19 protein-coding genes are annotated in these 25,308 nt (G+C 73.5%); 8 read left to right on the top strand and 11 right to left on the bottom strand.

The window, feature by feature from the left end; genetic code table 11:
* Nucleotides 1–47: 47 nt before the first annotated feature.
* The 5 genes from ACIBM5_RS27950 to ACIBM5_RS27930 are packed head-to-tail and all read right to left on the bottom strand — an operon-like array spanning nucleotide 48 to nucleotide 12,507.
* Complete coding sequence (locus ACIBM5_RS27950; protein ID WP_396009325.1) at nucleotides 48–1,898, bottom strand: hypothetical protein; 1,851 nt, start codon at nucleotides 1,896–1,898, stop codon at nucleotides 48–50.
* A complete protein-coding gene (locus ACIBM5_RS27945) occupies nucleotides 1,895–5,599 on the bottom strand; it encodes a DUF5682 family protein (RefSeq protein ID WP_396009324.1) in 3,705 nt (1,234 codons plus the stop codon). The genes ACIBM5_RS27950 and ACIBM5_RS27945 overlap by 4 nt, the downstream gene beginning before the upstream one ends.
* Nucleotides 5,600–5,603: 4 nt before the next feature.
* Nucleotides 5,604–6,764 (bottom strand): AAA family ATPase, encoded by a 1,161-nt coding sequence (locus ACIBM5_RS27940; RefSeq protein ID WP_391585411.1) that lies wholly within the window; start codon nucleotides 6,762–6,764, stop codon nucleotides 5,604–5,606.
* Complete coding sequence (locus tag ACIBM5_RS27935; RefSeq protein WP_396009323.1) at nucleotides 6,764–11,659, bottom strand: hypothetical protein; 4,896 nt, start codon at nucleotides 11,657–11,659, stop codon at nucleotides 6,764–6,766. Before ACIBM5_RS27935 ends, ACIBM5_RS27940 begins: the two co-directional genes overlap by 1 nt.
* The gene (locus ACIBM5_RS27930; protein ID WP_396009322.1) at nucleotides 11,656–12,507 is read right to left on the bottom strand and encodes a DUF4132 domain-containing protein; all 852 of its coding nucleotides are present in this window, start codon (nucleotides 12,505–12,507) and stop codon (nucleotides 11,656–11,658) included. The genes ACIBM5_RS27935 and ACIBM5_RS27930 overlap by 4 nt, the downstream gene beginning before the upstream one ends.
* A 224-nt stretch (nucleotides 12,508–12,731) precedes the next feature.
* Between ACIBM5_RS27930 and ACIBM5_RS27925 the strand changes: the two genes are divergently transcribed.
* The 3 genes from ACIBM5_RS27925 (at nucleotide 12,732) to ACIBM5_RS27915 (ending at nucleotide 13,897) form a co-directional block, all read left to right on the top strand.
* Nucleotides 12,732–13,037: a hypothetical protein gene (locus ACIBM5_RS27925; RefSeq protein ID WP_391585414.1), complete on the top strand. Its 306-nt coding sequence runs from the start codon at nucleotides 12,732–12,734 to the stop codon at nucleotides 13,035–13,037.
* 117 nt (nucleotides 13,038–13,154) lie between these two features.
* Nucleotides 13,155–13,400, top strand: a complete 246-nt coding sequence (locus ACIBM5_RS27920) for a chaplin (protein WP_391585416.1) — start codon at nucleotides 13,155–13,157, stop codon at nucleotides 13,398–13,400.
* 134 nt (nucleotides 13,401–13,534) lie between these two features.
* Nucleotides 13,535–13,897: a VOC family protein gene (locus ACIBM5_RS27915; RefSeq protein WP_391585417.1), complete on the top strand. Its 363-nt coding sequence runs from the start codon at nucleotides 13,535–13,537 to the stop codon at nucleotides 13,895–13,897.
* 19 nt (nucleotides 13,898–13,916) lie between these two features.
* Here ACIBM5_RS27915 and ACIBM5_RS27910 read toward each other — a convergent pair whose 3' ends face one another.
* The 5 genes from ACIBM5_RS27910 to ACIBM5_RS27890 all read right to left on the bottom strand — a co-directional run bounded on the left by ACIBM5_RS27910 (nucleotide 13,917) and on the right by ACIBM5_RS27890 (nucleotide 19,102).
* A complete protein-coding gene (locus ACIBM5_RS27910; RefSeq protein ID WP_020549267.1) occupies nucleotides 13,917–14,297 on the bottom strand; it encodes a RidA family protein in 381 nt (126 codons plus the stop codon).
* A gap of 59 nt (nucleotides 14,298–14,356) precedes the next feature.
* The gene (locus ACIBM5_RS27905) at nucleotides 14,357–15,331 is read right to left on the bottom strand and encodes a sugar kinase (RefSeq protein ID WP_391585418.1); all 975 of its coding nucleotides are present in this window, start codon (nucleotides 15,329–15,331) and stop codon (nucleotides 14,357–14,359) included.
* 156 nt (nucleotides 15,332–15,487) lie between these two features.
* The gene (locus ACIBM5_RS27900; RefSeq protein ID WP_396009321.1) at nucleotides 15,488–16,684 is read right to left on the bottom strand and encodes an alanine racemase; all 1,197 of its coding nucleotides are present in this window, start codon (nucleotides 16,682–16,684) and stop codon (nucleotides 15,488–15,490) included.
* A complete protein-coding gene (locus ACIBM5_RS27895) occupies nucleotides 16,681–17,550 on the bottom strand; it encodes an IclR family transcriptional regulator (RefSeq protein WP_396009320.1) in 870 nt (289 codons plus the stop codon). Before ACIBM5_RS27895 ends, ACIBM5_RS27900 begins: the two co-directional genes overlap by 4 nt.
* Before the next feature lie 4 nt (nucleotides 17,551–17,554).
* On the bottom strand, nucleotides 17,555–19,102 hold the full coding sequence (locus ACIBM5_RS27890; RefSeq protein ID WP_396009319.1) for an amidohydrolase family protein: 1,548 nt from the start codon (nucleotides 19,100–19,102) through the stop codon (nucleotides 17,555–17,557).
* A gap of 368 nt (nucleotides 19,103–19,470) precedes the next feature.
* Here ACIBM5_RS27890 and ACIBM5_RS27885 point away from each other — a divergent pair, with 368 nt between their 5' ends.
* The 5 genes from ACIBM5_RS27885 (at nucleotide 19,471) to ACIBM5_RS27865 (ending at nucleotide 25,156) form a co-directional block, all read left to right on the top strand.
* Nucleotides 19,471–20,763: an extracellular solute-binding protein gene (locus ACIBM5_RS27885; RefSeq protein WP_391585422.1), complete on the top strand. Its 1,293-nt coding sequence runs from the start codon at nucleotides 19,471–19,473 to the stop codon at nucleotides 20,761–20,763.
* 4 nt (nucleotides 20,764–20,767) lie between these two features.
* A complete protein-coding gene (locus ACIBM5_RS27880) occupies nucleotides 20,768–21,733 on the top strand; it encodes a carbohydrate ABC transporter permease (protein ID WP_391585423.1) in 966 nt (321 codons plus the stop codon).
* A 131-nt stretch (nucleotides 21,734–21,864) separates the two neighbouring features.
* Entirely contained in the window at nucleotides 21,865–22,695 is an 831-nt protein-coding gene (locus ACIBM5_RS27875) for a carbohydrate ABC transporter permease (RefSeq protein WP_391585531.1), read from the top strand.
* 7 nt (nucleotides 22,696–22,702) lie between these two features.
* The gene (locus ACIBM5_RS27870) at nucleotides 22,703–24,424 is read left to right on the top strand and encodes a beta-N-acetylhexosaminidase (protein WP_396009318.1); all 1,722 of its coding nucleotides are present in this window, start codon (nucleotides 22,703–22,705) and stop codon (nucleotides 24,422–24,424) included.
* Nucleotides 24,425–24,712: 288 nt separating this feature from the next.
* Nucleotides 24,713–25,156, top strand: coding sequence for a nuclear transport factor 2 family protein (locus tag ACIBM5_RS27865; RefSeq protein ID WP_396009317.1), 444 nt, complete (start codon nucleotides 24,713–24,715; stop codon nucleotides 25,154–25,156).
* On the opposite strand, the gene ACIBM5_RS27860 is transcribed toward ACIBM5_RS27865, so the two are convergent.
* A partial coding sequence (locus ACIBM5_RS27860) for a hypothetical protein (RefSeq protein WP_396009316.1) occupies nucleotides 25,107–25,308 on the bottom strand: 202 nt, incomplete at its 5' end. The two genes, ACIBM5_RS27865 and ACIBM5_RS27860, sit on opposite strands and share 50 nt — an antisense overlap.

Below are 25,308 nucleotides of genomic sequence, written 5' to 3'. Positions count from 1 at the left end.
TGCCTGTCACCGATCGGAAATCGATTGGCGCAACGCCCCCGGCTCGACTACTCGGTGGACCAAACAGCCCTGGTCAGAGCGCCTTCGACGGTTTGCGCGTAGACGGCGGCGGCCAGCCACGCAGCGGACAAAAGGTCGTTGTCACCCGCGCGAAGACGCCCGAAAACATCCCGTTCGCGGCCCGCCGCGACGTGCGTGAGCCGTTCGACCAGGCTCGCTCCGGTGCTCAGCCCGACCCGGCGCAGTCGGGCGGTGTCGGCGGCGGTGGAACCGGCCAGCGCGAGCACCGGCCGACCGCCGCTGATCGCTCGCTCTACGTGACGGTGCATCAGGTACAGCGGGCCGGCCGGGAGTTCCTCGGTCGCGACGGTTGCGGTGGGGGGTGCCGCGGCGGCCGGGAGGTCGGCGCGGTGCAGACGGTCCAGGCCCAGGTCGACCCGGCCCAGACGGTCCTCGACCAGCCGCAGGGTCGGTCCCTCGCCCGGCGGGATGCCGACCGCGAGCACCCGGACCGCCCGGTCCGCGCCCGGTTCGAGTCGACCGATCAGTCGCAACCGCAGTCCCGGGCAGGTCGCCAGCAGCCGCAGGTTGTCGCGGTAGGCGAAGGCCGGGTCGGCGTGCGCGACGAGCAGGTGCACGTCCAGGTCGGCGCAGACGGCACGGACCCGGTCCCGGGCGCCGGGGGTCGGGCCGAGCACGGTGACGTCGAGGAAGAGCAGGTCGGCGCCCGCGGGGCGATCGTCCGGGGGGAGGTCGCGATGGCTCACGACGCGGTCGACCTGGGTGGCCGGCGGGACGTCCCACAGGGCGCCGAGCGGGTCGTCGGTCCAGGCGGCACCGCTCGCCCGGGCGGCGCGCACCCCCTGGCCGGCACCGAGCCGCCCGCCCGCGGACGCGGTGGCGCCGGAGACGACCAGACCGGCGCGGGTGAGCGCGGCCGGGTCGATGGAGGTGTCGCCGACCCGGATCGCGCGGGTCGCGGCGCCGACCGCACGATCGGCGCCGCCGGGGGCGACGTCGCCGATGGTGCGCAGGGTGCCGGTCGAATCGACGGTGGTGGTCACCGCGCCCGCGAAACCGCGGGCGGTCAGCACGGGTTCGGTGAACAACCCGTACAGCCGCAACGACCCGGCCGGTGCGTAGGCCCGGCGGGAGGTGCCGCGCAACACGTCGAGGGCCTGCGCCGACTCCCCGGTCGAGGTGCGCAGGGTGTGCGCCACGTCGAGCAGTTCGCGCAGCGCGGCGACCAGTTCGGCGAGTCGGTATGCGGGATCGCCGGTCCGGGCGGCTCGCAGGCCGGTGGCCACCGCGACGGCGGCGGCGGACGCGCGGTGCAGCCCGGCCAGGCGTGCGGTGTGCGCGGCGCGCAACAGGCCGGCCTGGAGCACGGCGCCTGCGGTGTCGACGCCGGCGTCCACGATCGCGGCGCCGGCGGTCCACAGCGCGTCGGCGGCGGCGCGTTCGGCTGCGGTGGGTTCGGCCGCGGCGGGTTCGGTGAGCCCGGGGGTTTGGTCCCGTTCCGCGGCGGTGTCGGGGTCGGGGGCCTCGGTGGAAGTGGCCGAGGTGTCGGCGGCGTTCGAGGTGTCCGGTGCGGGTGGGGGTGCGCTGTCGGCGACCGGAGCCGCGGCGGCGGCCGCGGCGCGGTGTACGCACGCCGGGGCCAACAGGCACGAGCAGCGCAGGTCTTCGGCCCGGGTGACCGATCCGCTCGGGATGGACAGGGTCAGTTCGGCGTCCTCGCCGACGGTGATCCGCACGGTGTCGCCGTCGCGGGCGATCGGGCAGGCGGAGAGTTTGCCGATCGCGGCGTCCAGGCGTTTGCGCAGGCGCGGGGTGAGTGCCTCGATGATGTCGGCGGTGACGTCCGGCGCGACGGGTGGCAGGCCCTGCGTGCTCATCGGACCTTCTCTCCGACCCAGCGGGCCAGTTCGGTGGGGCTCAGGGCGGCGACCGGCATGCCGGCGGCGACGAGGCTGCCGGCGACGGCGGCGGAGTAGCGCGGGCGGCCCGAGTCGTCCAGGCTCGCGCAGCCCAGGATGTGGCAGCCGGCCGAGGCCAGGGTGCGCACCTCGCCGAGCAGGCCGCCCAGGGGGTAGCCCTCCTCGAAGTCGCTGATCACGGTGATCAGCGTGCGTGAGGGCACGGTGACCAGTTCGCGGGCGGCGCGCAGACCGGCGGCGATGTGCGTGCCGCCGCCGACCTCGACCTCCAGGAGCAGGCCGAGCGGGTCGTGGACGTGCTCGGTGAGGTCGATCACCTCGGTGGAGAACGCCAGGAAGTGCGTGCTCAGCGACGGGACGCCGGCCAGGATCGATGCGGTGAGCGCGGACCAGATGGTCGACGCCTCCATCGAGCCGGACACGTCCACGACCAGGATCAGCCGCCAGTCGTTGCTGCGGCTCGACCGGGTGCGGAAGATCGGCCGCTCCGGGACGACGGCCACGGTGCCGTTCGCCGTGCGGCGGGCGGTGGTGAGGTTGGCCCGCAGCGTGCGCGGCAGGTCGAGTGCGCCACCGGGGCGGCGGGTGGGACGTGGGGTGGTGATGCCGGTGAGGGCGGGGCGCAGCCGGGTCGCGAGTTCGCGGGTGAGTTCGGCGACGATCCGGGCGATCAGCGGGCGCAGCAGCGCGAGTTTGGCCTCCGGGAGGCCGCCGGCGTGGGCCAGCACGGTCTTGAGCAGGTCCACGGAGGGGCGGGCCGCGGCGGGGTCGAGGTGGGTGAGGACGTCGGTACGGCCGGCTGCCGCGGCGGCGGCCAGGACCTCCTCGCGGATCTCGGAGCCGAAGAGGGTGATCAGGTCCTCGGACCATTCCCGGACGCCGGGGTAGGGGGCTTCCCGGCCGCCGCCGTTGCCGTCGCCGAGGTCGCTGCGGGAGCCTTCGCCTCGGCCGGTGCCGTAGAGCTCGTCGAGCGCGCCGGCCATCCTGCCGGCGTTGCCCCGGAGCCGGTCGGAGCGGCGGCCGAGGATCAGCTTCCAGCGGTGGGCGCCGGGGAGGTCGTGCGGCCCGGGATCGGGGGCTGCTTCGGGGGTGGGCTCGGACCCCGAAGCGAGCGCGGCCTCGCGGGCGGGCTCGGATCCGGAGGCGGACGTGGTTGCGGGGGCGCGATCGGATCCCTGGGCGGGTGCGGCCTCGCGGGCGGGCGCGGGTCCCGAGTCGGGCTCGGTTTCGGGGGTGGGGTGGGCGGTGGGAAGCAGGCCGCGGTGGGTGAGGGCTTCTCGGGCGGTCAGGTCGGCGGTGGTCCAGCGGGCCAGGTCGATCGGGTCGGCGTCGGTGTCCACCCGGTCGCCCAGGTGGTCGGCCACCGCGTCGAGCACCCGGTCGCGGGCCGCGGGGCTGAGGGTGTCGAAGCCGCCGCGCAGGGCCGGCAGCCGGTCCAGGAACGGGCGGTCGGCCAGGGTGTCGACGCGGGTCAGGAGCGCCGTCAGGACCGGGCCGCCGGTCTGGAGGAGCGGGCCGGCCGCGGTGAGCAGTCCGGTGAGTCGGCGGGTCAGGTCGGCCCGGGCGGGCGGGGTGGTCGCGGTGTCGATCCAGGAGCCGATCCGGTCGCCGAGGCCGGCCGCGTCCTCGTGGCCGAGCAGGACCCGGACCGCACCGGCCGCGGCGGACATCAGCGGCGAGCCGTCGGCGGCCAGCCGGGCCAGGCCCGAGTGCAGCCGGATCCCGCCGAACGTGTCGGCGCGCTCGGCCAGATCGGCCAGGGCCCGGGCGTCGGCCGGGTCGTCGGATCCGGTCAGGCCGTCGAGGTGGCGGACGGCGGCGGTGAGCAGGGTCTGGGTGATGTCCTCGCCGGCGTCGGGGAGCCCGGCCGACTTCGGGTCGGGTTCGTTCGTGGCGGTGCCGGGGGGTGCGGCCGACTCCGGGGTGGGAGCGGCGGCCGTGCTGGACCGGTTCGGGGTGGGCGGGGGTTCGATGCCCAGGTGGCCTGCGCGGATGCGGTCGGTCAGGGTGAGGGCGGTGAGCAGGTTCGGGAGGGTGGCGATGGTCGGCAGGGTGGTGCCGGCCTCGGCCATCCTGGCGGCGGTGAGCTCGGTCAGGCCGCAGGCGGCGGCGCGTTCCAGGCCGGTGAGGATCTGTTCCGCGGTGGGGCCGCCCTCGTCGAGTTCGGCTCGGTGCTGCGCGCGCAGGGTGCCCTCGGCGGCCTGTTCCGGGGTCACGCCCTTCACGCCGGCCGCGTCCAACAGGGCCGCCGCGGACGGGGTCCAGCGCACTCGCCAGCGCGTGGTGACCGCGTCCGCGCCGCCGGTGCCGACCACCGCGACCGGTTCGGCGTACGGGATCCGACAGGTCGTCAGTTGTTGCAGGAGCAGTTCGCGGCGCCGGTCCAGGTCGCTGCGCAGCGGGTCCAGGCGCAGGTCGCGTTCGGCCGGGTCGGCGGGGCCGGGCAGGCCCAGTTCGGTGATCCGGCGCTCCACCTCGGGACCCAGGCCGCTGCGCGGTGCGGCCGGTGCGGGGCGGCCGGCCCGCTTGCCGACCAGGACACGTTCGAGCGCGCGGGCCACCGATCGACCCCGGCCCAGCGGCTCGCCGTGGGTGAGCACGGTCTGGACCGCTTCGAGCAGTTCGCCGCGGCCCGCCGCGGGCAGTCCGCGCAGGTTGGCCAGGTCGCCCGCGAGGCGCACGATCTCGCGGGCGTCGGCCGGGCCGCTGGGGTGGCCCTGGCCGCGCAGGTCGGTGCAGATCCGCACGGCCGCGGCGATCAGCGCCTCGTGCAGCGCGGCCGGGTCGCCGCCGGATTCCAGCACGCTCTGCTGCCACTCCGGGTCGCGGATGCCGGCCGGATAGCCGGAACGCGCGTCCAGGAGCGGGTAGGTGTACGGGATCAGCGACATCGTGACGTCGGCGATCTCGGCGGCGGGTGCGGTGGTGTCCGGCTCCAGCAGGGCCGGCGCGTGGAATGCGCCGAGCACCACCGCGGCACGCGCACCGGCGGTGGTCGCCTCGTGCAGCGTGGCGCGCATCCATGCCTCGCGGCGCAGGTCGACCGGGTCCACGGTGCCCGCGTCGCGGCGCAGGGCCCAGCCGACGGTGAGCGCGGCCCGACGGATCGCCTCGGCGGTGGAGCCGGGTGCGGTGGCCTCGACCAGCCGGTCCCACAGGTCGTCGCCCGCCCGGCCGGTGAGCCGGTCGCGCAGCGCGGCGCGCAGCCCGCCCGCACCGGCGGCCGCGCCCTCGTCGTCGCGCTCCCCGTCGCCGGCGCCGTCCGGCGCGTGGTCGGAGCGGTCCCAGCCGGGGTGGCCCAGCGGGAGGTCGCACGGGATCGCCGGGACGCCGTTGCGGGCGGCCCAGCGCAGGGCGGCCAACTCCGGCGAGAAGTCGGCGAACGGGTAGAAGCCGAGGCCGCCCGGGCCGATGCCGGCCAGGGCGATCGGCGCGCGGGTGTCCTCGTGGGCGAGCCATTCGAGCCAGGGCGCGGCCTCGTGCGGCAGTTCGACGAGGAGCACGTCGGGACGGGCCGCGTCCAGCAGGGCCGGCACGGCGGCGGCGAGCGAGGGGGCGTGGTGGCGCACCCCGATCAGGTACGGCTGCCGGGACGCGGCCAGGCGCGCGGCGGCCGGACGGGCCTCGTCGATGGGCCCGTCCGTACGTGTGGTCGACACCTCGTCAGCCCTCCAGGACTCCGCGCAGGTCCCACAGGGTGCGCCAGGTGGCCGAGCCGTGTTCCGCGCGGCGGCGCACCGCGGCGTCCCAGTAGGACAGGAGCCGGGCGGCGTCGGCCGGGTCGTCCTTCTTCGCGACGCCGAGCAGGTGTCCCGGAAGCAGGCTCAGCACGTCCCGGTCGCCCGGGAAGTAGGCGGCGGCCAGCGCGAGCGAGGACGCCACCGCGACCGCCTCGGCGGTGCTCAGCACGGTGGAGGGGCGTTCGATCTCCCAGCCCTCGGCGGAGCGGCCGGTGCGCAGGTCGCGGAACGCGGTGACCAGCACCTCCAGGACCGTGTCGTCGACACCGTATGCGGTCCCGGTGCGTTCCACCGCGGCCCTGGCCTGGCGACGGACCAGCGCGATCTCCGCGTCGTGGTCGCCGATCGGGCCGACCGTCTCGAAGTTGAAGCGGCGCTTGAGGGCGGCGGACATCTCCGAGACGCCCCGGTCGCGCAGGTTCGCGGTGGCGATCAGGGTGAAGCCGGGTGCGGCGTGCACCTGTGCGTCGGCGCCGCCCGCGAGTTCCGGCACGGCGATCCGGCGCTCGGACAGCAGCGAGACCAGCGCGTCCTGCACCTCGGGCAGGCAGCGGGTGACCTCTTCGATCCGGGCCACCGCGCCGGTGGTCATCGCGGTGAGCACCGGCGAGGGCACCAGGGCGCCGCGGCTGGGGCCCTGGGCGAGCAGCAGCGCGTAGTTCCAGCCGTACTTGAGCTGGTCCTCGGTGGTGCCCGCGGTGCCCTGCACGGTGAGTCCGCTGGTGCCGCACACGGCGGCGGCCAGCAGTTCGGACAACATCGACTTGGCGGTGCCGGGCTCGCCCACCAGGAGCAGGCCGCGTTCGCCGGCGAGGGTGACCACGCAGCGCTCGACGAGGGCTCGTTCGCCGACGAACTTGGCGCCGATGGTCAGCGTGCGCGGGAGGCCGTCGACCGGTTCCGGCAGCTTGAGTTCGTCGCCGCTGCCCATCACGAAGGTGACCACCGCGCGCGGGGTCAGCCGCCAGGCCGGCGGGCGCGGGCCGCGGTCGTGGGCGGCCAGGAAGGCGAGTTCGAGGGCGTACAGGTCCTCGGGGGGTTGTACCTGGCGCGCGCTCGCGGCGGGTTCGGTTGCGGTTGCCATCAGCGGCGGCCCTTCCGGGTGGTGCGGGTGACGAGTTGTTCGAAGCCTGGCGCATCGCCGTCCAGGACCCGCTGCCAGGCCCGGCGGAACAGGTCGGGCACCGGGCGGTCGGGCACGATCGCGGTGTTCGTGGGCTGTGCGTACAGCCCTTCCTTCCAGGTCTCCAACGGCAGCGCCGGGTTCTTCAGCGCGGACCAGCCACCGGGCAGGAACAGCGTGCGGCCGGCGCGCGAGCGCTTGGCCTCGACGACCAGGTCGGTGGCCGCGAGTTCGGCGCGGGCCTTCTTCAGCCGCGCGGGCTTCCAGCCGGTCCAGCGGGCGACCTGACGGTCCGTGGGGTCCGGCAGGGCGAGCAGCTGGAGGTAGAGGACCGCCGCGTCCTCGCCGATGCCGTGCGTCTTGGCCACCTCGCCGACCAGGTCGGGCACCGCGTACGCCGGGTCCTGCTGGATGCCGGGCGGGCCGTCGGCGCGCAGGAGTTCCTCGAAGGCCGGGTCCAGGATCCGGCGGAAGGACTCGAAGTTGGCCGAAGGCGCGGCGCCGCGGAGCGCGATCACCCGGTCGAACCACGGGTCGTCGGCGCCGGTGAAGCCGGCGGGTCGGACCTCGGCGAACTCGCTCTCGCCGTACCAGGGCCGGAGCCAGAAGCGGTCCTCGATCCGGAGGATGCCGTCCGGATCGGCGCCGCCGGTGGCGGGCAGTCCGACGGCTTCGCGCAGCAGGGTCGCGGTGTTGCCGCGCTCCGCGTACTCGATGTCCAGGTCGAACACCAGGCCCGGGTCGGCCAGTCGGGTGCGCAGCAGGCCGAGCACGTGCGGCAGGTGTGCGCGCAGCGGATCGCCGTAGGGCAGCCGGTAGGCGAGCCAGGCGAGCGCGGTCACCGTGGCGTTCAGGCCGTGGCCGCTGGGCACCGCCTCGCTGTCGGAGGCACGCAGCCGGCCGTCCTTGTCCAACGTGTGGGTGGAGGTGCCGGTGATCCACCTGCACGATTCCGGCGAGAGCACGTACTCGAACGCGGCTGCGGAGATGCCGCGAACGTCCGCCGCGACCTCCTCGGGCAGCCGCAACACCCGGCCGAACGCGGCGTCCCACGCCCGGCAGCCGGCCGCGAGGTCGTGGCCCGTCGTCCACAGGGTGGGGACATCCTCGGCCCGCTCGGGGATCAGCGCGCCCAGGACGCCGGCCCGCGCGGTGCCGTCGAGCCGGTCCAGCTGTTCGCGGGCGTTGGTCGCCTCCGCGGCCTTGAGTCCGAGCACGGCCCGCTGGTCCTTGTCGAGGTCGCCGGCGATCAGGCCGGCCAGCAGCACGCTCGCCTCGGCGCGACCGAGGCCGGTGCCCTCGACCAGGGTCTGCACCGCCTCCGGCCGCCATGCCACGGGGCCGTGTTCGCGGATCCCGTGCACCACCGCGGCGACCCGCTCGGGGGACATCGGCTCGACGTAGCGGTGTTCCTCGTGTGTGGTGAAGCCGTCGATCGCCTCGAATCGCCCCGAGGGGTCGTGGTCGAGCGCGACCCAGTGGTCCTTGTCGCCGTAGGTGTACTGGCTGTCCAGGACGAACACCGTGCGGTCGCCGCGCCGGATGGTGCGACCCTGACGCTTGCGGTCCTTGCCCTTCTTGGCACTCGGCTCGCACAGGACGACCTTGCGCAGCGTGCCGGCGGGCGTGCCCAGCGGGCCAGCGGCGAGCGCCTCCAGCACCACGAGCAGCGACGCGCGGTGCTCCTCGGAGGTGAACGGGGACAGCGCGCGGGCGAGCATGGCGGCCCGGTGGTCGAGCAGTTCGTGCCACGAGACGTGCGGATCGGCCAGCCGACCGGACTCGGTGGTCCACTCGGCCGGGCCGTCGGTGCGGGCCAGGGCCTCGGCCACCGCGGTGATGTGGTTCACCGTGGTCCACGCGGAAGCCCCCGAGTTGCCGTAATAGCTGTACCGGCCGGTGCCCGCGATCCCGGCGAGCGCCTCGCGCAGTTCGGAGTCCTGGCCGTGGGCGGGACCGGTGGGCACCGCGCGGGTCTTCTGCTCCTTGACCGTGACCTTGCCGAAGTCGCGCAGGCGCCGGGCCAGTCGGGCGGTGTCCCGGGCCAGCCCGGCGACGCAGCGCACCAGGCCGGCGTGGCTCAGTTCGGGCAACAACCGGTGCACCGGGTCGATCCGCAGCGTGTCGGGGCGGACCGCCTTGTCCGAGGACTTCTTGGCGATCGCGTACTCGGCCATCGCGCGCTCGTGGTCGGCGTGCACCTCGGCGACCAGTTCGCCGGCCCGCTCGTGGGTGATCGCACGCAGTGCCAGCGAGCCGGCCTCGTCGCGCGGTCGCAGCGCGTGCCAGAACGCGAGCGGCGGGACGATCCTGCTGCCCAGGGCCACCTCGACGCCGCCCCTGTTGCCGACGCAGTGGCCCAGCAGCACGTCACCGGCCCACAACGACACGTTGCCGTTGTCCATGACCACGATGGGAGCCGCGCCGCCGGGCAGGCGCAGCGCGCCCATCGGGACCTGCAGCGGCATCTTGTCCCAGTGCCGCCGGGTGCGCACCGGAGCACTGACGGTGTGGCCGTCCACCGAACCCGTGGTGACGGTGTCGCCGTCGACCCGGACCCAGCGGCCCAGCAGCCTGCCGTCGGTGCCGAACGGGCTCTGCTCCAGGCCGGGCAGCAGCGGCAGCAACTCGCACCGGTCGGGCACGAGCGAGCCGCCGTCGGCGACCGCGGCGGCGAACGGAGCGGGCAGCGAGGCCCGGCCGTGGGTACCGGTGGCCGGGTCGTACTCGGTCCACTTGCGTTCGCTGCGGTCGAAGTCGAGCGACCAGTGCGTGGTGCCGTCGGTGAGCACGCCCCGGCGCGGCGGCAGCTTGGTGTCGCCGGCGTACAGCGGGCGGGCGCCGGTGGTGCGACCGCCGTCGGGCAGCGCCAGAGAGAGCAGCGGATTGGCGTCCGAGCCGGCGTTGGGGCTCTCGCCGGTGAGCATGAAGGTCTCGTTCGGGCGCCCGGACCAGTAGGCCTCCCAGTCGTATTCCTTGTTGTACCAGGCGACCAGGAGTTGTCCGTCGACGTAGCGGAGGCTGGGGCGATGCCAGGTGGTGCGTTCCTTGGGCAGGCGCAGCTCGTGTTCGAGCAGGATGCCCTCGGGGCCGACCACGATGGCGCGCTTGTCGGTGGAGAGCACCAGCGCGGGCCATGCCTCGTCGAGCCGGATCTCGCTTTTGCGGCCGAAGCGTTCGATCGCCTCGTCCAGCGCGGGCCAGCCCAGTTCGTCGTAGACGCCGGCGCGCAGTGTGTCGGCCAACAGCGTGACCGCGTCGAACGCGCGGACCCGGGACACCACGTCCGGGGTCACCTCCAGGGCCACGTCGCGGAACTCGTTGAGCGCCGCGAACTCGCGCTCGGCGTCGGGCAGGCCGGCCGCGGCGGTGACCTTGGCGCCCTGCTCGGTCAGCCAGGCCGCGAGCACGCCGCGCAGCACGGGATGCGCGGCGGTGGCCGCGTGATGGGGGCTCTTGAGCCTGCCGATCCCCCGGTACAGCAGGGGGAGGTGGCGCTCGTCGGCGGCGATCGCGGCCAGTTCGCGGCGGCCCGCGGCCTGGTCGCTCCACCACTCGCCGAGGTCGAACGAGCCCTCGGGGTCCGGGTCGGTCAGCGGTATGCCCTCGCTCAGCGCCACGTCGAGCAGGTCGATGTCCACGCCGGCATGCCAACCGTTGCCGCTGAACAGGGACGCCGGCACCGCCTCGGCGCGCAGCGCGCCGGCCATCCGCACGAGCAGGTTCGCGGTGCGCTCGCTGCGCGAACGGTACCGCCAGCCGCGTCGGCAGTGTGTGGTCCAGCGGGTGAGCCACTGGGCGCGGGCGCCGGTCTCCAGGTCGCCGTCGACCAGCCGGTCCAGCGCGCCGGCCTCGGCGAGCAGGTCCAGCCAGAAGTCGTCGAGTTCGGCGTCCGGGGTGGAGCCGCCGGGGGTGGGCAGGATCTCCAGCAGGCGGGCCTGCGTGTCGGGCTCGGCGGCGGCCAGGGTCGCGATCGGCTTGCGGTTGACCTTCCAGAAGGACAGCGGCGCACGACCGATCGCGGGGGTGGCGAGCAGTTCGCGCAGCAGCGCGTGCTCCTCGGCGGTGTGGTCGCCGCCGGCCGCGCGGATCAGCGCGCGGGCGTCCTCGGCCAGGCCCGCGTACGGCGGCATGCCCGCGGTGCAGCGCTCGACCGCGAGTTGGCGGAACTGCACCCACGCCTGGGCGGGGCCCAGCCGGGCGGACAGCGCCTTGGCGTGCTCCTTGAGCGCCTTGGCGGTCAGCGCGCCGGCGAAGGCGAACTCCAGGAAGACCGCGCGCAGCCGCTCCTCCTCGATCGGCAGGTTGTGCACCTGCTCGGCCTCGCGGGCCTTGCCGAAGAAGGCGGACGCGTAGGTCTTGTTGTCGTGCTTGAGGAAGATCCGCGCGGCCTGCTCGTGGAAGGTGGGCAGGAAGTGCGGTACGGCCCGGCCCAGTCGCACGGCCAGTTCGGCGAAGCCGTCCTTGGCCGCGCCGGGCCTGGTCTTGGCCTGGCGGTCCAGTCGCTCGATGTCGCGGACCAGGGCCAGTGCGTGGTGTCCGTTGGCCGGGTCGTTGACCAGGGCCCAGGCCGGGAAGCCGAGCGCCTCGCGGCGCACCTGGCCGACCTCGGGGGCGTCCGGTTCGCGGGCCAGCCCCAGGAAACCCAGTGCCAGGTCCTCGGCCTCGCCCAGGGTCGCCGGGACCAGCCGCACGATCGGGCGGTCCTCGAACGCGGGGTGCAGGTAGGTGCGTACGGTGAGCGTGTCGATGTCGTCGCCGGTCAGGGTGCCCACGGGCAGGATGCCGCCCGCGTCCAGCAGGCCGCGCGAGGCGTCGGGGGTGGTGCTCTTGCGGTTCATGCCGGTGCTGTTCACGCCGCGTCCTCCGTGGTCTCGATCGTGCGGCCCGCGTACAGCGCGGCGCCCATGCGCATGCCTTCCGACCAGGCCACCGGCGGGACCCGGTCCAGGGTCAGCGTGCTGCCGCCCTCGGTCCAGGAGACCGAGCCGGTCTCGGTCGACTCGTAGCCGTCGTAGTCGCCCAGCCACATCCGGGCCTCGACCTCGCGGTCTCCGTCGAGCACCGCGCACACGGCCTGGCCGCCGCGCACCTGGTAGCCCAGCTGGGTGGCCCGGCCGATCAGAAAGCGCAACTGGTCGTAGCGCCCGCCGGCGAACTCCTCGACGGCGCTGCGGGAGCCGTCCAGGTCCGCGGGCCGGTGCCAGACCTCGCGGTAGAGCTGCTGCACCCGCTGCTCGACGCCCAGCTCGACGGCGAACTCGCGCAGGTCCTCCAGGTCCTCCAGCAGGACCGGATGCGGGATCCGGACGGTTTGTGCGTCGAGGTAGACGGTGTCGCCGTCGGGGTCGACGATGCCGACGCCGCGCTCGGGATCCGCGCCGCGCAGGAATCCGGCCACGTCGGCGCCGTCGGCGGTGACCACCAGGTCGCGCAGGACCCGCTGCCAGGAGGGATCCGGCCACACTCGGGAGAGCAGCGCGACCGGAACCGGGAGCGAGCCGACCATCCAGCGCTCGACCGCGTCCAGGCACGAGCGGTCGTGCCGCTCCAGCCATTCGACGAGCTGCCGCAGGCCCACGACGGCCGGGTCCTCGGCGAGTTTTCCGGGCACCGACTTCAGTTGCCGCCCCTTGGCATTGCGGCACACCACCTTGCCGTCCTGCAGGGCGACCTCATAGTCGCCCGCCCGGATCCATCCCACGATCGTTCCCTCCACTGCTGTCCGCGAAAGTCGGTGACACCCCGTCAAATGCCAAGCGGCACAAGGCGCTCGGCGCCGGTGACCAGGTTGGCGGGAACGTTAGCCGCCGAATCCGACAGTGCCGTCACCCGACAGGATGAAACCCCGGGGGAAACTAAGGGCGATGGCCGAAAATCGCGCCCGAGAGGGGAATTCGCGGCGGCGATTGCACTAACTTCCGTGGAATGACAGTGCCCGCCGTGCCCAGAGGACTGCGCAGCCTGATTCCCGGCCCCGGGCCGGACGGGGACCCGATCGAAGCGGCCGGTTCGGCCGATTCGGCCACTCCCGCGCCGGCCTTCGCGCCGGCGCCGGTCGCGGCGCGGACCCGTTCGGTGCTGGAGGGGCTGGCCCCGGTGACGGTGCCGCGCGCGGTCGTCGAGGCGACGGCGGAGGTGCTGGGTGCGCTGGCCGCGACCGCACCCGCGGAACTCGCACAGGTGGCCCGGGAACTGGCCCTGCGGCTGCATGCCGCCGCCCATCCGGCGTAACTTCGCCGGGGCAACCGCTCGTTCGGGCGCCTCGCCGTATCCGACCGCGTCCTGGCGCGTTGTGCAGGATCCACCCGCCGCGGGTGGCACTGTACGAACCGAAAGGACCGACACAAGATGTCGCGTATCGCCAAGGCCGCCGTCCTGACCGCCACTGTGGGCGCCGCTCTCGCGGGCGCTGCCGGCCCCGCCATGGCAAGCTCCGAGGCGGACGGTGCGGCCGTCGGCTCGCCCGGCGTGCTCTCCGGCAACAACATCCAGGTTCCGGTTCACGTCCCGGTCAACGTCTGCGGCAACACCGTGAACATCCTCATCGGCGTACTCAACCCGACCTTCGGCAACACCTGCGTCAACGCCGGCTGAGAAAACACCTCGGCCCCGCTCGATGCGTTTCGCACGCATCGAGCGGGGCCGTGCCATGTGTCGGGCCGGGCGGGCGATCGCCGCGAGCCCGAGAGGGGTTGGCAGCGGTTCGGCGGTGGAGTAACCATGCGCGCATGACTTCCTTCGCCCTGCACCACGTACAACTCGCCATCCCGGCCGGCAGCGAGGACGCGTGCCGTGCCTTCTACCTCGACGTCCTGGGGATGACCGAGGTGGCCAAGCCGCCGGTCCTGGCCGCACGCGGCGGCCTGTGGGTGCGCGCCGGCACGCTGGAGATCCACCTCGGCGTCGAGGCCGACTTCCGGCCCGCGCGCAAGGCGCATCCCGGCATCCTGGTCTCCGACCTGGACGAGGTGATCGCCCGGCTCACCGCGAACGGCACCGAGGTCGTCCCCGACGGGGAGTTCCCCGGCCACCGCCGGTGCTACGCGCAGGACGCGGTGGGCAACCGGCTGGAATTCCTCCAGCCGCTGTGACCGGCCGCGTCCGCCGAGGTCAGGGGCGGCGGGCCACCACGTCGATCTCGACCAGAATGTTCATCAGGTCCGAGCCGACCGTCGTGCGCACCGGGTACGGCGCGGTGAAGTACTCGCGGTAGACCTCGTCGTAGCCGGCGAAGTCGCGCTTGAGGTGCTCCAGGTGGGTCGTCACCTTCACCACGTGGCTGAAGTCGAGGCCGGCCTCGGCCAGCACGGCCTTGAGGTTGTCCAGGACCTGGCGGGTCTGGGTCGCCACGTCGTCGCCGACGGTCGCCCCGGTGGCCGGGTCGATCGGGCCCATGCCCGCGGTGTAGACGAAGTCGCCGGCGTCGATGCCCTGCGAGTACGTGCCACCGGGCTTGGGCGCGGCGTCGGTGCGGATTTCCTTGTGGGCCATGGTGGTTCGCTTCCTTGATCGGTTTCTCGGGTGTTCCGGACGGTATGTGTGCCGAGGGTTCAGCGGGCGACCGCGTCGTCCTGTTGGAGCAGCCGCAGTTCGTCCCGGCGGGGCAGTCCCTCCCAGTCGCCGGGCACGGTGACCGCGAACGCGCCGGCCGCGGCGGCGGTGGCCACCCGGGCCGCCACCGTCCCGCCCTCGACCAGCTCGGCGAGGTAGCCGGCGGCGAACGCGTCGCCCGCGCCCACCGGGTCGACCGCGTGTACCCGGTGCAGCGGCACCTCGTGCACGCGGCCGTCGACGATCGCGACGGCGCCGCGCGAGCCCTGCTTGAGCAGCACCTGGGTGGGGCCGAGCGCGCCGAGTTCGCGGGCGAGGTCGAGCACCGGGGTGTGCGCCGGCGCCTTGAGCACGAGGCGGGCCTCGTCCTCGGTGGCGAACAGGATGTCCGCGCCGGCGGCCAGTGCCCGCAACTCGGTGGCCGCGTCCTCCGCCGACCACAGCGCCTGCCGGTAGTTCAGGTCGAGCGAGACCGGTACGCCGGCCGCGTTCGCCTCGGCCACGGCCGCGCGCACCGCCGCACGCGCGGTCGCCGACAGTGCGGGCGTGATGCCGGTGACGTGCAGAATCCGGGCGGAGCGCACCAGCGCGGGGTCCACGTCCTCGGGACAGAGCCGGGAACCGGCGCTGCCCGCGCGGTAGTAGCGCACGTCGGTGGCCGCGCTGGTCCGCCGGGCCTTGACCATCAGCCCGGTGGGCGCGTCCGGGTCGACCACCGCGCCGCGCGTGTCCAGCCCTTCGCCGCCGAGCACGGCCAGTACGAGCCGGCCGAACTCGTCGTCACCGACCCGACCGATCCAGGCGGCCCGCCCGCCCAGTCGGGTGATCCCGATCGCCAGGTTGGTCTCGGCCCCGCCGGTGGCGACGTCGAGCGTGCGGGCGTGCCGCAGCGGACCGATGTGCGGCGCGGTGAGCAGCACCATGGTCTCGCCGAGCGTGACCACGTCCGGGGCTTCCCGGGGTTCGGCGGTCATGATGTCCTCTCGCCTGATTCGCGTCGTCGGTGGCATCGGATTCGGGCTCGCCCCGGGATCGGGTCGGGTCGGTCCGGATCGGGTCGGGTTCGGGTCGGGCTCGGGTCGGGCGGCGGATCCGGGGCCGGGGACCCGGAGTTCGCGCCCGTCCCCGGCTCAGAAGTGGGTGTTCAGCACGTCCACGACCCGGTGGTCGTCGTCCACCACCGGCACCGCGCGCCACTTGTCGAAGGCCGTACAGGGGTGCGAGATCCCCAGGCAGACCAGCTCACCCGGGGTCATCGTGCTGTCGCCGAGGTCGACGTACGCGTGCTGGTCGTCGAGCTTGACCACGCGTGCCGGCCCCGCTTCGCGCAGTGTCCCGTCCAGCGCGCGCACCCGCAACGGGATCGGCAGGTCCTGGTCGAAGGGCACGTCGCGACGACCCGCGCCGAGCACGGCCAGACCCGGCTCGGGCGCGGAGACCACCTGCGCCCACACCTCCAGGGCGCCCGCGAGCGAGCCCTCCTCGGGGTGCCGCACGAACGGGGTCACCCGCGCGTACAGGCCGTCGTCGTGCGAGACGTAGGCACCGCTGCGCAGGATGATCGTGCGGTCCGGGAGCGGCTTGCCGTCCGGCGCGAGCACGTCCACGACCGCGTCGAACCACGCACTGCCGCCCGCCGAGACGATCGGCGTGCCCGGCACCAGGTCGGCGATCCCGTCGGCCAGGGCGGCCAGTTCGCGCAACCACCCGGACACCGCCGCGGCGTCGGGCAGGCCGCCCTCGTAGCCGGCCACGCCCGCCACGGTCAGCCCCGGCACCTCGGCCGCGGCCCGAGCCAGTGCGACGCCCTCGGCGACGCCGCGGCAGCCGGTTCGCCCACCCGTGCGGCCCAGTTCGATCAGTACCGACAACTTCCCGCCGGGCACCGCCGCCAGCGCCCGGGCGGCCACCTGCACACCCGCCCGCGAGTCCACGTAGAACAGCAGGTCGGGCCGGGTCGCGGCCCAGCGCAGCACCTTCTCGTCCAGCACCTCGTTGGCCAGGAGGATCCGCGGCACCTTGAACCGGTGCGCGGCCAGCGCCTGGTTCGCGGTCGCCACGGTGATCCCCCAGGCGCCCGCGGCCAGTTGCTCGGCGAACAGCTCGGGCGACATGGTGGTCTTGCCGTGCGGTGCGAACAACACGCCGTGGCGCGTGGTGTATTCGGCCATCGTGGCCACGTTCGCGATCAGCGCGGACTTGCGCGCGACCATCACCGGCCACGTGAACGGGCCGTCGAACAGGCTGTGTTCGGCGGCGCCGAGTTCGTCGTCGGTGAGTTCCTCATACGGCAGCCAGGTGCCTTTGGTGTACGAGTCGAGGATCATCGGGTCGCTCCCAGAGTGCGCGATACACGGAGGGCGGCCGCCGCGACCGCAGGTCCCAGCTCGCGGACCCGCGCGGCGGTGACGCGGGACGTGAGACCGGAGACCGACAGGGCCCCGACCACGACGTCGTTGTGATCGAAGATAGGCGCTGCCACGCAGCGCACCTCGGGCTCGTTCTCCCGGTCGTCCACCGAGTAGCCCCGGTTGCGGATCCGGGCCAGTTCGGTGCGCAGCAGCACGGGGTCGGTGAGGGTGCGGGCGGTGACGATGGGCAGGCCCGCGTCCACCACCTGGGCGAACACGTCCTCGGGCAGCCAGGCCAGCATCGCCTTGCCGACGGCCGTGCAGTACATCGGCGCGCGGCTGCCGATCCGCGAGGCCATCCGCACGGCGGTCTCGTTCTCGACCTTGTCGATGTAGACGATGTGCGGCGCGTCCGGCACGCACAGGTGCACGGTGCCGCCGGCCTCGCGCATGAGCCGGTGCGCCTCCTCCGCGGCGGCGGTGCGCAGGTCGATGCCGGCCAGGTACGCCTGGCCGAGCGCGAGCGCGCCGGGGCCGAGCCGAAAGTGGCCGTGCCGGCGGTCGCGGGCGAGCAGCCCGGTGTCCAGGAGCGGCTGGGCCAGGCGCAGCACGGTGCTCTTGGACAGCCCGAGCGCGTCGGCGAGTTCGGTCAGGTTCAGGCCCTCGGCGCCCGCGTGGTCGCGGACCTGCTCCAGGACGGCGAGGGCGCGGCGCAGGGATGCCGACTGGTTGCGCGGCGGTGTCGGCAGGCCCTCGGCGCGCGATCCGGCTCGGGTCTCGCCGCGCGATTCGCCGGGCGCCTCGTCGGCGCCGCGCTCGTGCTCGTGGGTGTTCACTGGCATGTCCTCAGGACGGTCCGACCGGGCGCCCGGGCGTGTGACCCGTCAGGGCTCCGGACGAGAGTACGGGGACACCGGCCACCAGCACGTCGTCGATGCCGGCGGCGGGCCGGCGGGCGTCGCCGTAGTCGGCGAGGTCGGCCACCCGGGTCGGGTCGATCACGGCGATGTCGGCGGCCAGGCCGGCCCGGAGCAGGCCCCGGTCGTTCAGCCCGAAGCGGCGGGCCGGGTGCGACGCGAGGTGCACGGCGGCCTGCTCCCAGGTCCAGTCGCCGAGTTCGACCACGTGCCGGGCGAGCAGTCGGGCGAATGCGCCCCAGCCGCGCGGGTGCGGGCTGCCGCCGATGTAGATGCCGTCCGAGCCGCCGATGTGCGCGGGGTGGCGCAGCAGCGCGCGGACCGACTCGTCGCTGTTGGTCGGCGGCTGGTCGAACACGGCACTCGCCACCAGGTCGGTGGCGATCAGCAGGTCGGCACAGAACTCGGCCGGGCTCGCGCCGACCTCGGCGGCGGCGTCCACGAGTCGCCGGCCCTCGGCCCAGCGGAAGTCGGCGGCGGGCACGTGGGCGAGGGTGATCCGGGGCCACAGGGCCGGGTCCACCTCGTCGGCCAGGAGCCGTCGGGTGGCCGGTCGGGCCAGCGCGGCGACCACCTTGTCCGGGTCGGGATCGTCCAGCGCGCGCGGCAGCGCGACCATCGCCAGGATGCTGCAGCCGCGCAGGTAGGGGTACGCGTCGTAGGTGAGGTCCAGGCCCTCGGCCCGGGCCGCGTCCACCATCGCGATCAGTTCCTCGGCCGGCCCGTGGTAGTGCGAGACGTGGGTGGCCACGCCGGCCGCACGGGCCACGTCGAGCATTTCGCGCATGGCCGGGCCGGCGGCGGCCTCGTAGCCGCGCATGTGCGAGACGTGCGGCAGGCCGCGGGCCGCGACCGGGGCGAGCAGGGCGGCGAGCTCGGCGGTGTCGGCATAGCGGCCGGGCACGTACTCCAGGCCGGTGGACAACCCGCACGCGCCCTCGTCCAGGCCCTGTTCGACCGCCTTGGTCATCGCGGCCAGTTCGGCGGCGTCCGCGGCGCGTGCGGTGGGGCCGAGCGCGCTGTGCCGGACGGTGCCGTGCGGGACGAGGTAGGCGGTGTTCACCGCGGTGGTGCGGTCGTAGCTCGCGAGCAGGTCGGCGACCGAGACCGGGCCCTCGCCCAGGCCGGGGTGGGTGCCGTTGATCGCGGCGAAGTAGCGGGTGACGTAGGCCAGCGCGGCGGGGGTCGCCGGGGCGTAGGACAGGCCGTCCTGGCCGAGCACGAAGGTGGTCACGCCCTGGCGCAGCGCGGCGAGCTGGACCTCGGGATCGAGCACGGCGGCGTCCCCGTGCACGTGGGCGTCGACGAAGCCGGGCGCGACGTACCGGCCGCTCGCGTCGAGCTCGGTGTGGGCCCGTGCGCCGTCCAGGCGGCCGATCGCGGCGATCCTCTCGCCGGTGATCGCGACGTCGGCCCGGAAGGCGGGTGCGCCGGTGCCGTCGAGCACCTGCCCGCCGCGCAGCAGTACGTCGTACATGCGCGCCCTCCCTACCCTTCGTGTCCGCTCGTATCCGCCGGTCTCCGCCCGGTTGCCCGGAGGGGCGGTGTGTGTCGTCGACCGCCGGGTGCGGCGGTCGCCGGGTCGACCGAGCACGGACGTTACGTGTCCGTGAGCGCCCGGTGCCACTTTCGCAGCACACAGTTTTGCAGTGCACAACGTTCGCCGGGACGCCTTGTCGGAACGCGGCGCCGCTTTCTAACGTCCCGCTCACGCCGCACCGGATGTTTCCCCCCTTGCGGCCCGTTCGTGTCGATTGATGCAGACGTCCAGACGTACAGGCCGACCCTCGGGTCGCGGGATCACCCGCGATCGCTCCGGCCTGCCTCGCCGCAGGAGGAATTGTCGTGAAGATCCGGAGTTTGGCCGCCGTCGCAGTGGCCGGCATCGCGCTGGCGGCGTGCGCGCCGGGCACGGCGTCCAAGTCGAAGTCCGCCGACGAACAGACCGGCACGCTCAAGGTGTGGCTGTACGACGAGGCGAACCGCGCGCCCAAGGAAAAGGTCGTCAACGCGGCCGTCGCCGACTTCAAGGCCGCGCACCCGAAGGTGAACGTCGAGATCGGCTACATACCGACCGACGCGGGCCCGCGCGCGGAGAAGATGAAGGGCGCGTTCAACGACCCGAACAGCGCGCCGGACGTGGTCGAGTTCGGCAACACCGACCTGTTCGGCTACGTCGCGGCCGGCGGTCTCGCGGACATCTCCGCCGACCTGGGCAACTGGTCCGAGGCGGGCGACCTGCCCAAGGACCTCAAGGACACCACGCTGGTCGACGGCAAGACCTACGGTCTGCCGTGGTGGCTGGGCCTGCGCTCGCTGTACTACCGCACGGACGTGTTCACCGAGCTCGGCATCAAGCCGCCGACCTCGTACGCCGAGCTGGTCGAGGCCGCCAAGAAGGTGCGTGCGGCCAAGCCGGACATGCTCGGCATCGCGGTCGGCGGCAAGTACACCTTCGGCGGCCTGCCGTTCCTGTGGGCGGGCGGCGGCGACATCGCCACCCAGCAGGGCGGCAAGTACGTCTCCACGATCGACTCGGCGCAGTCGCAGGCGGGCGTCAAGGCGTACACCGACCTGTTCGCCAAGGACATCTGTCCGCCGCAGCAGTGCGCCGACCTGACCGGCGGCAAGACGGTGGAGGCCTTCGCGGCCGGCACCGCCGGCATGGCGATCCTGCCCAACTCCTCGCGCAGCGCGGTCGAGGCGGGCGTGGCCAAGGGCAAGTACGCGGTCGTCCCGCTGCCGGGCAACACCCCGGGTTCGATCGCGCCCGCCTTCTCCGGGGGCAACGACCTCGGCGTGATGAAGTCCTCGCAGCACCGCTCGCTCGCGGTCGACTTCATGAAGATCCTGGGCGGCAAGAAGTACCAGCTCCAGATGTTCGACGCGATGGGCAACCTGCCCACGCTCGCCTCGGCACGTGGTGACGTGGTCGCCAGGGACCCGTGGCTCAAGCCGTTCGTCGACACCCTGAACGCGGGCACCAAGTTCGTGCCCAAGGACGCCGCGTGGGCCAAGATCGACTCGCAGTCCGTGGTGCCGACCATGTTCCAGAAGGTGGTCACCGGCAAGTCCGACGTCTCGGGTGCGACGGGCGAGGCCAAGACCGCGATCGACAACGCGTTCGCCGGGAAGTAGCACGGTGACCACGACCACCACGCCCGCGCGGGCGGACCGGCCGGCCTCGGCCGCGGTCCGCCCGCGCGGCGGCGCGAACAAGACCAAGACCGGGCGGCGCCGTTCGTGGATGCCGTTCTGGCTGCTGCTGCCGTCCGCGGTCATCCTGATCCCGCTGTTCGGCTACCCGCTCTACCAGCTCGGCCTGCTCTCCTTCCTCGAGTTCGGTCAGCCGCAGGCGTCGGCGGGCGAGGTCGCCGAGTTCGTCGGTTTCGACAACTACTCGACCCTGCTGGGCGACGACCAGTTCTGGGACGTGCTGCTCCAGACCGTGATCTTCGCGGCGGCCTGCGTCGTGGCCACCCTCGCGGTGGGCGCGGCACTCGCGGTGTTGCTGACCCGGGTCGGCAAGTGGCCGAGGCTGCTGCTGCTGTTCGCCGCGCTGGGCGCGTGGGCGGCTCCGGCAATGACCGGCTCGACGGTGTGGATGTTCCTGTTCGACACCAACCTGGGCCTGGTCAACGAGGTTCTGGGCATGCAGGGCCACAACTGGTTCTACGAGAAGTGGTCCGCGTTCGCGCTGGTCGGCGTCGTGGTCGTGTGGCACTCGTTCCCGTTCGTGATGATCTCGCTGTACGCGGGCATCGAGTCGATCCCGGTCTCGGTCCTGGAGGCGGCCCGACTGGACGGCGCGTCCACGTGGACCACCTTCCGGCACGTGATGTTGCCGATCCTGCGGCCGATCCTGACCATCGTGGTGATCCAGTCGATCATCTGGGACTTCAAGGTCTTCACCCAGATCTACGTGATGACCGGAGGCGGCGGCATCGCCGGCCAGAACCTGGTCCTCAACGTGTACGCGTACCAGAAGGCGTTCGCGTCCTCGGACTACAGCCTGGGCGCGGCGATCGGCGTGCTGATGACGCTGATCCTGCTCGTGGTCACGGTCTTCTACATCCGCGCGCTGCGTCGCTCCGGGGAGGAGCTGTGAGCACTGTGTCCGCCTCTTCGCCCGCTTCCTCGGGGACCGGCCCCGGCGCCGGAAGCGCGTCCGTCTCGAAGCCTGTGGCCGCCGCCACCGGTCGTCCGGCCGGGATCCGTCGCACCCGGGGCAACCGGAAGGTGTCCCGGCGGATCGCCAACACCACCGCGATCGTGATCGCGCTGCTGACCGTGTTCCCGCTGTACTGGATGGTGCTCTCCGCGCTCAAGCCGGACGGTGAGATCAACTCGGTCGATCCGCGGCCGTGGACGTGGCATCCGACGCTGGACAACTTCCGCGACGCGTTCGGGGTCAGCGGATTCGGCGGCTACTTCCTCAACAGCCTGATCGTGGCGACCGTGGTGGTCGTGCTCTCCGGCCTGGTCTCGTTCCTGGCCGCGGTGGCGCTGACCCGGTTCCACTTCAAGTTCCGCACCACGATCCTGGTGATGTTCCTGGTCGCCCAGATGGTGCCGGTCGAGGCGCTGACCATCCCGCTGTTCTTCCTGGTCCGCGACATCGGCTCGGTCGCGCCCGGGTTCGGGCTCAGCACGCTCGGCTCGCTGATGCTGGTCAACCTGGCCTTCTCGCTGCCGTTCGCGATCTGGATGTTGCGCGGCTTCGTCAAGGCGATCCCGGAATCGCTGGAGGAGGCCGCCCGGATCGACGGCGCGAACCGGTTCACCATCCTGTGGCGGATCCTGTTCCCGCTGGTGGCGCCCGGGCTCGCGGCCACGTCGGTGTTCTCGTTCATCACCGCGTGGAACGACTTCGTGTTCGCGAAGACGTTCATCCTGGACACCGACCACCAGACGTTGCCGGCGGCGCTGATGGTGTTCTTCAAGCCGGACGAGAACGACTGGGGCGGCATCATGGCCGCGTCCACCCTGATGACCATTCCGGTCCTGATCTTCTTCGTGCTGGTACAGCGGCACCTGGTCTCGGGGCTCGGCGGAGCGGTGAAGGACTGATTCCCTGATGGCCACCTCCTCCTCGTCCTCGTTGTCCTCGGCCTCGTCGTCGGCGGCGGCGGTGTCCGTGGTGCCGCGGCCGGCTCGGGTCGTCCCGGGGGCGGGCGCGTTCGTGCTGACGGCGGCCACGGGGGTGACCCATCCGCCGGAGCTGGCCGCCGAGGCCGCGTGGCTGCGCGGCGCGCTCGGACCGGCGACCGGATGTCTCCTGGCTCCCGGTCCGGGCATCACGCTGCTGCTCGATCCGGACGCGCTGCCGGCCGAGGGGTACCGGTTGGAGATCACCACCTCGGCGGTCGAACTGCGCGGCGGCTCGGCGGCCGGGGTGTTCGCCGGCCTGCAGACGCTGCGCCAACTGCTGCCGGCGGACGCGTTCCGGCGCGCGCGGGTGCGCACGGCCGAGTGGTCGCTGCCGGTGTGCGTGATCGAGGACGAGCCGGCTTTCGGCTGGCGCGGCGTGATGCTGGACGTGGCCCGGCACTTCCTGCCCAAGCAGGACGTGCTGCGCTTCGTGGACCTGATGGCGGTGCACCGGTTGAACGTGCTGCACCTGCATCTGACCGACGACCAGGGCTGGCGGATCGAGGTGCCGGGGTGGCCCCGGCTGACCTCGGTGGGCGCGTGGCGCACGGGCAGCATGCGCGGATCGCGGCAACACGAGACGTTCGACGAGCGACCGCACGGCGGCTACTACACGGGCGACGACCTGCGCGAGATCGTCGCGTACGCGGCCGATCGGCACATCACCGTGGTGCCCGAGATCGACCTGCCGGCGCACGTGCAGGCGGCGGTGGCGGCCTACCCGTCGCTCGGCGCGGTGCCGGTGGAGGGGGTGCGCACCCGGTGGGGCGGGTTGTCCGACGGGGTGCTCGCGCCGACCGAGGAGGCGCTGGGCTTCTGTCGCGACGTGCTGGCCGAGGTGTGCACGATCTTCCCGTCCCGGTATGTGTGCGTGGGCGGCGACGAGGTGCCGACCGGGCCGTGGGAGCGGATGGGTCATCCCGACCCGGGCTCGCTCGGCGGCTGGTTCGTGGCCGAGTTGGCCGGGATGCTGGCCGCGCACGGGCGGGTGCTGTTCGGCTGGGACGAGGTGTTGGCAGGCGGCGCGGCGGTGCCCTCGGACGCGCTGATCGGCGGCTGGCGCGGCGAGCACGGCACGATCGCGGCGGCCCGGGCCGGGTTCGACGTGGTGGCGTGTCCGGACACCTCGGTGTACCTCGACTACCGCCAGGGCGAGGGCGCGGACGAGCCGATTCCGGTCGGGCCGCTGCTGACGCTGGCGGACGTGTACGCGTTCCGGCCGGTGCCGTCGGCGTTGTCCGCCGAGGATGGCGCGCGGGTGCTGGGCGGGCAGGCGCAGATCTGGACCGAGCACATGGACTCGGTGCGGCGGATCGACTACATGGCCTTTCCGAGGTTGTGCGCGTTCGCGGAGGCGGTGTGGTCGGGGGCGGGGTCGGGGCCGTCGTCGGAGCCGGAGTCGGGGCCTGGGTCCGAATCCGGGTCCGGGTCGGGTGATTTCGCCGACTTCGTGGCGCGGTTGACGTCGGGGCACTTGGCTCGGCTGGACGCGCTGGGCGTGGAGTACCGGCCGTTGCACGGGCCGCATCCGTGGCAGACCCGCCCGGACGCAGCGGGGTGGCCGCGGGAACGGGCGGACCGCGAGGCGGAGTTGCTGGAGTTGACGAGGGACATCCGGGGCGCGGTCGGGGTGGACGGCGGGGAGTGAGGGGACGTCGGCGGGGGTGGCGGGTGCGCTCCCGGCCGGGGTGACGGGCGGTCGGCGGGGGTGACGGGCGCGCGGGTGACGGGCAGTCGGCCGGGGTGAAGGGCGGTCGGCGGTGGTGACGGGCGCGCCGCCGGGGTGGGGATCGGCCGCCCGCACCGAAGACATCTGACGCCATGTCAGTTACCGTCGCCCGGTCCTGCATTGCTTGCTTCATTGCCTACTTCGCGGAGGCCGCCGGCCGGCCGTGCCGCGGGGACGCTCCGTCGAGAGGTCGGGAGGCCACCCTTCATGCCGTCCGGTTACCACGCGATTCCGAATCTGATCGGGCTGTACGCCGAGCGCATCGACGCGGGCGACTACGTGGGCGTGGGCGAGTTGTTCGCACACGCGGTGATCACCTCCGAGAGCCAGGATCGGGAGGTGGTCGGCGCGGCGGGTGCACGCGCGATGTTCGAGGGGTGGACGCGCCGCTATCCCGACAACGGCACACCGCACACCCGGCACGTGACCACGAACCTGGTCCTGGATGTGGACGACGAGGCGGGCACCGGCACGTGCCGCAGCTACGTGACGGTCTTCCAGGCCCTGCCCGACTTCCCCCTCCAGCCGATCTTCACCGGCCGCTACCACGACACCTTCGAACGGGCCGACGGAACATGGCGGTTCACCCGACGCCACATGATCACCGACTACGTCGGAAACCTGACCCACCACCTGAACCACCCGCTCTAGAACGCGAGCCGACGACCCCTACGGCCAGACCAGCCCATCGCCGTCCCCCGGCGAGCGCGGCGAGCGCGGCGAGCGCGGCGAGCGCGGCGAGCGCGGCGAGCGCGGCGAGCGCGGCGAGCGCGGCGAGCGCGGCGAGCGCGGCGAGCGCGGCG

Source organism: Embleya sp. NPDC050493, assembly GCF_044458105.1.
GTDB lineage: Bacteria > Actinomycetota > Actinomycetes > Streptomycetales > Streptomycetaceae > Embleya.
This window is presented reverse-complemented; position numbering and strand designations above follow the sequence as displayed.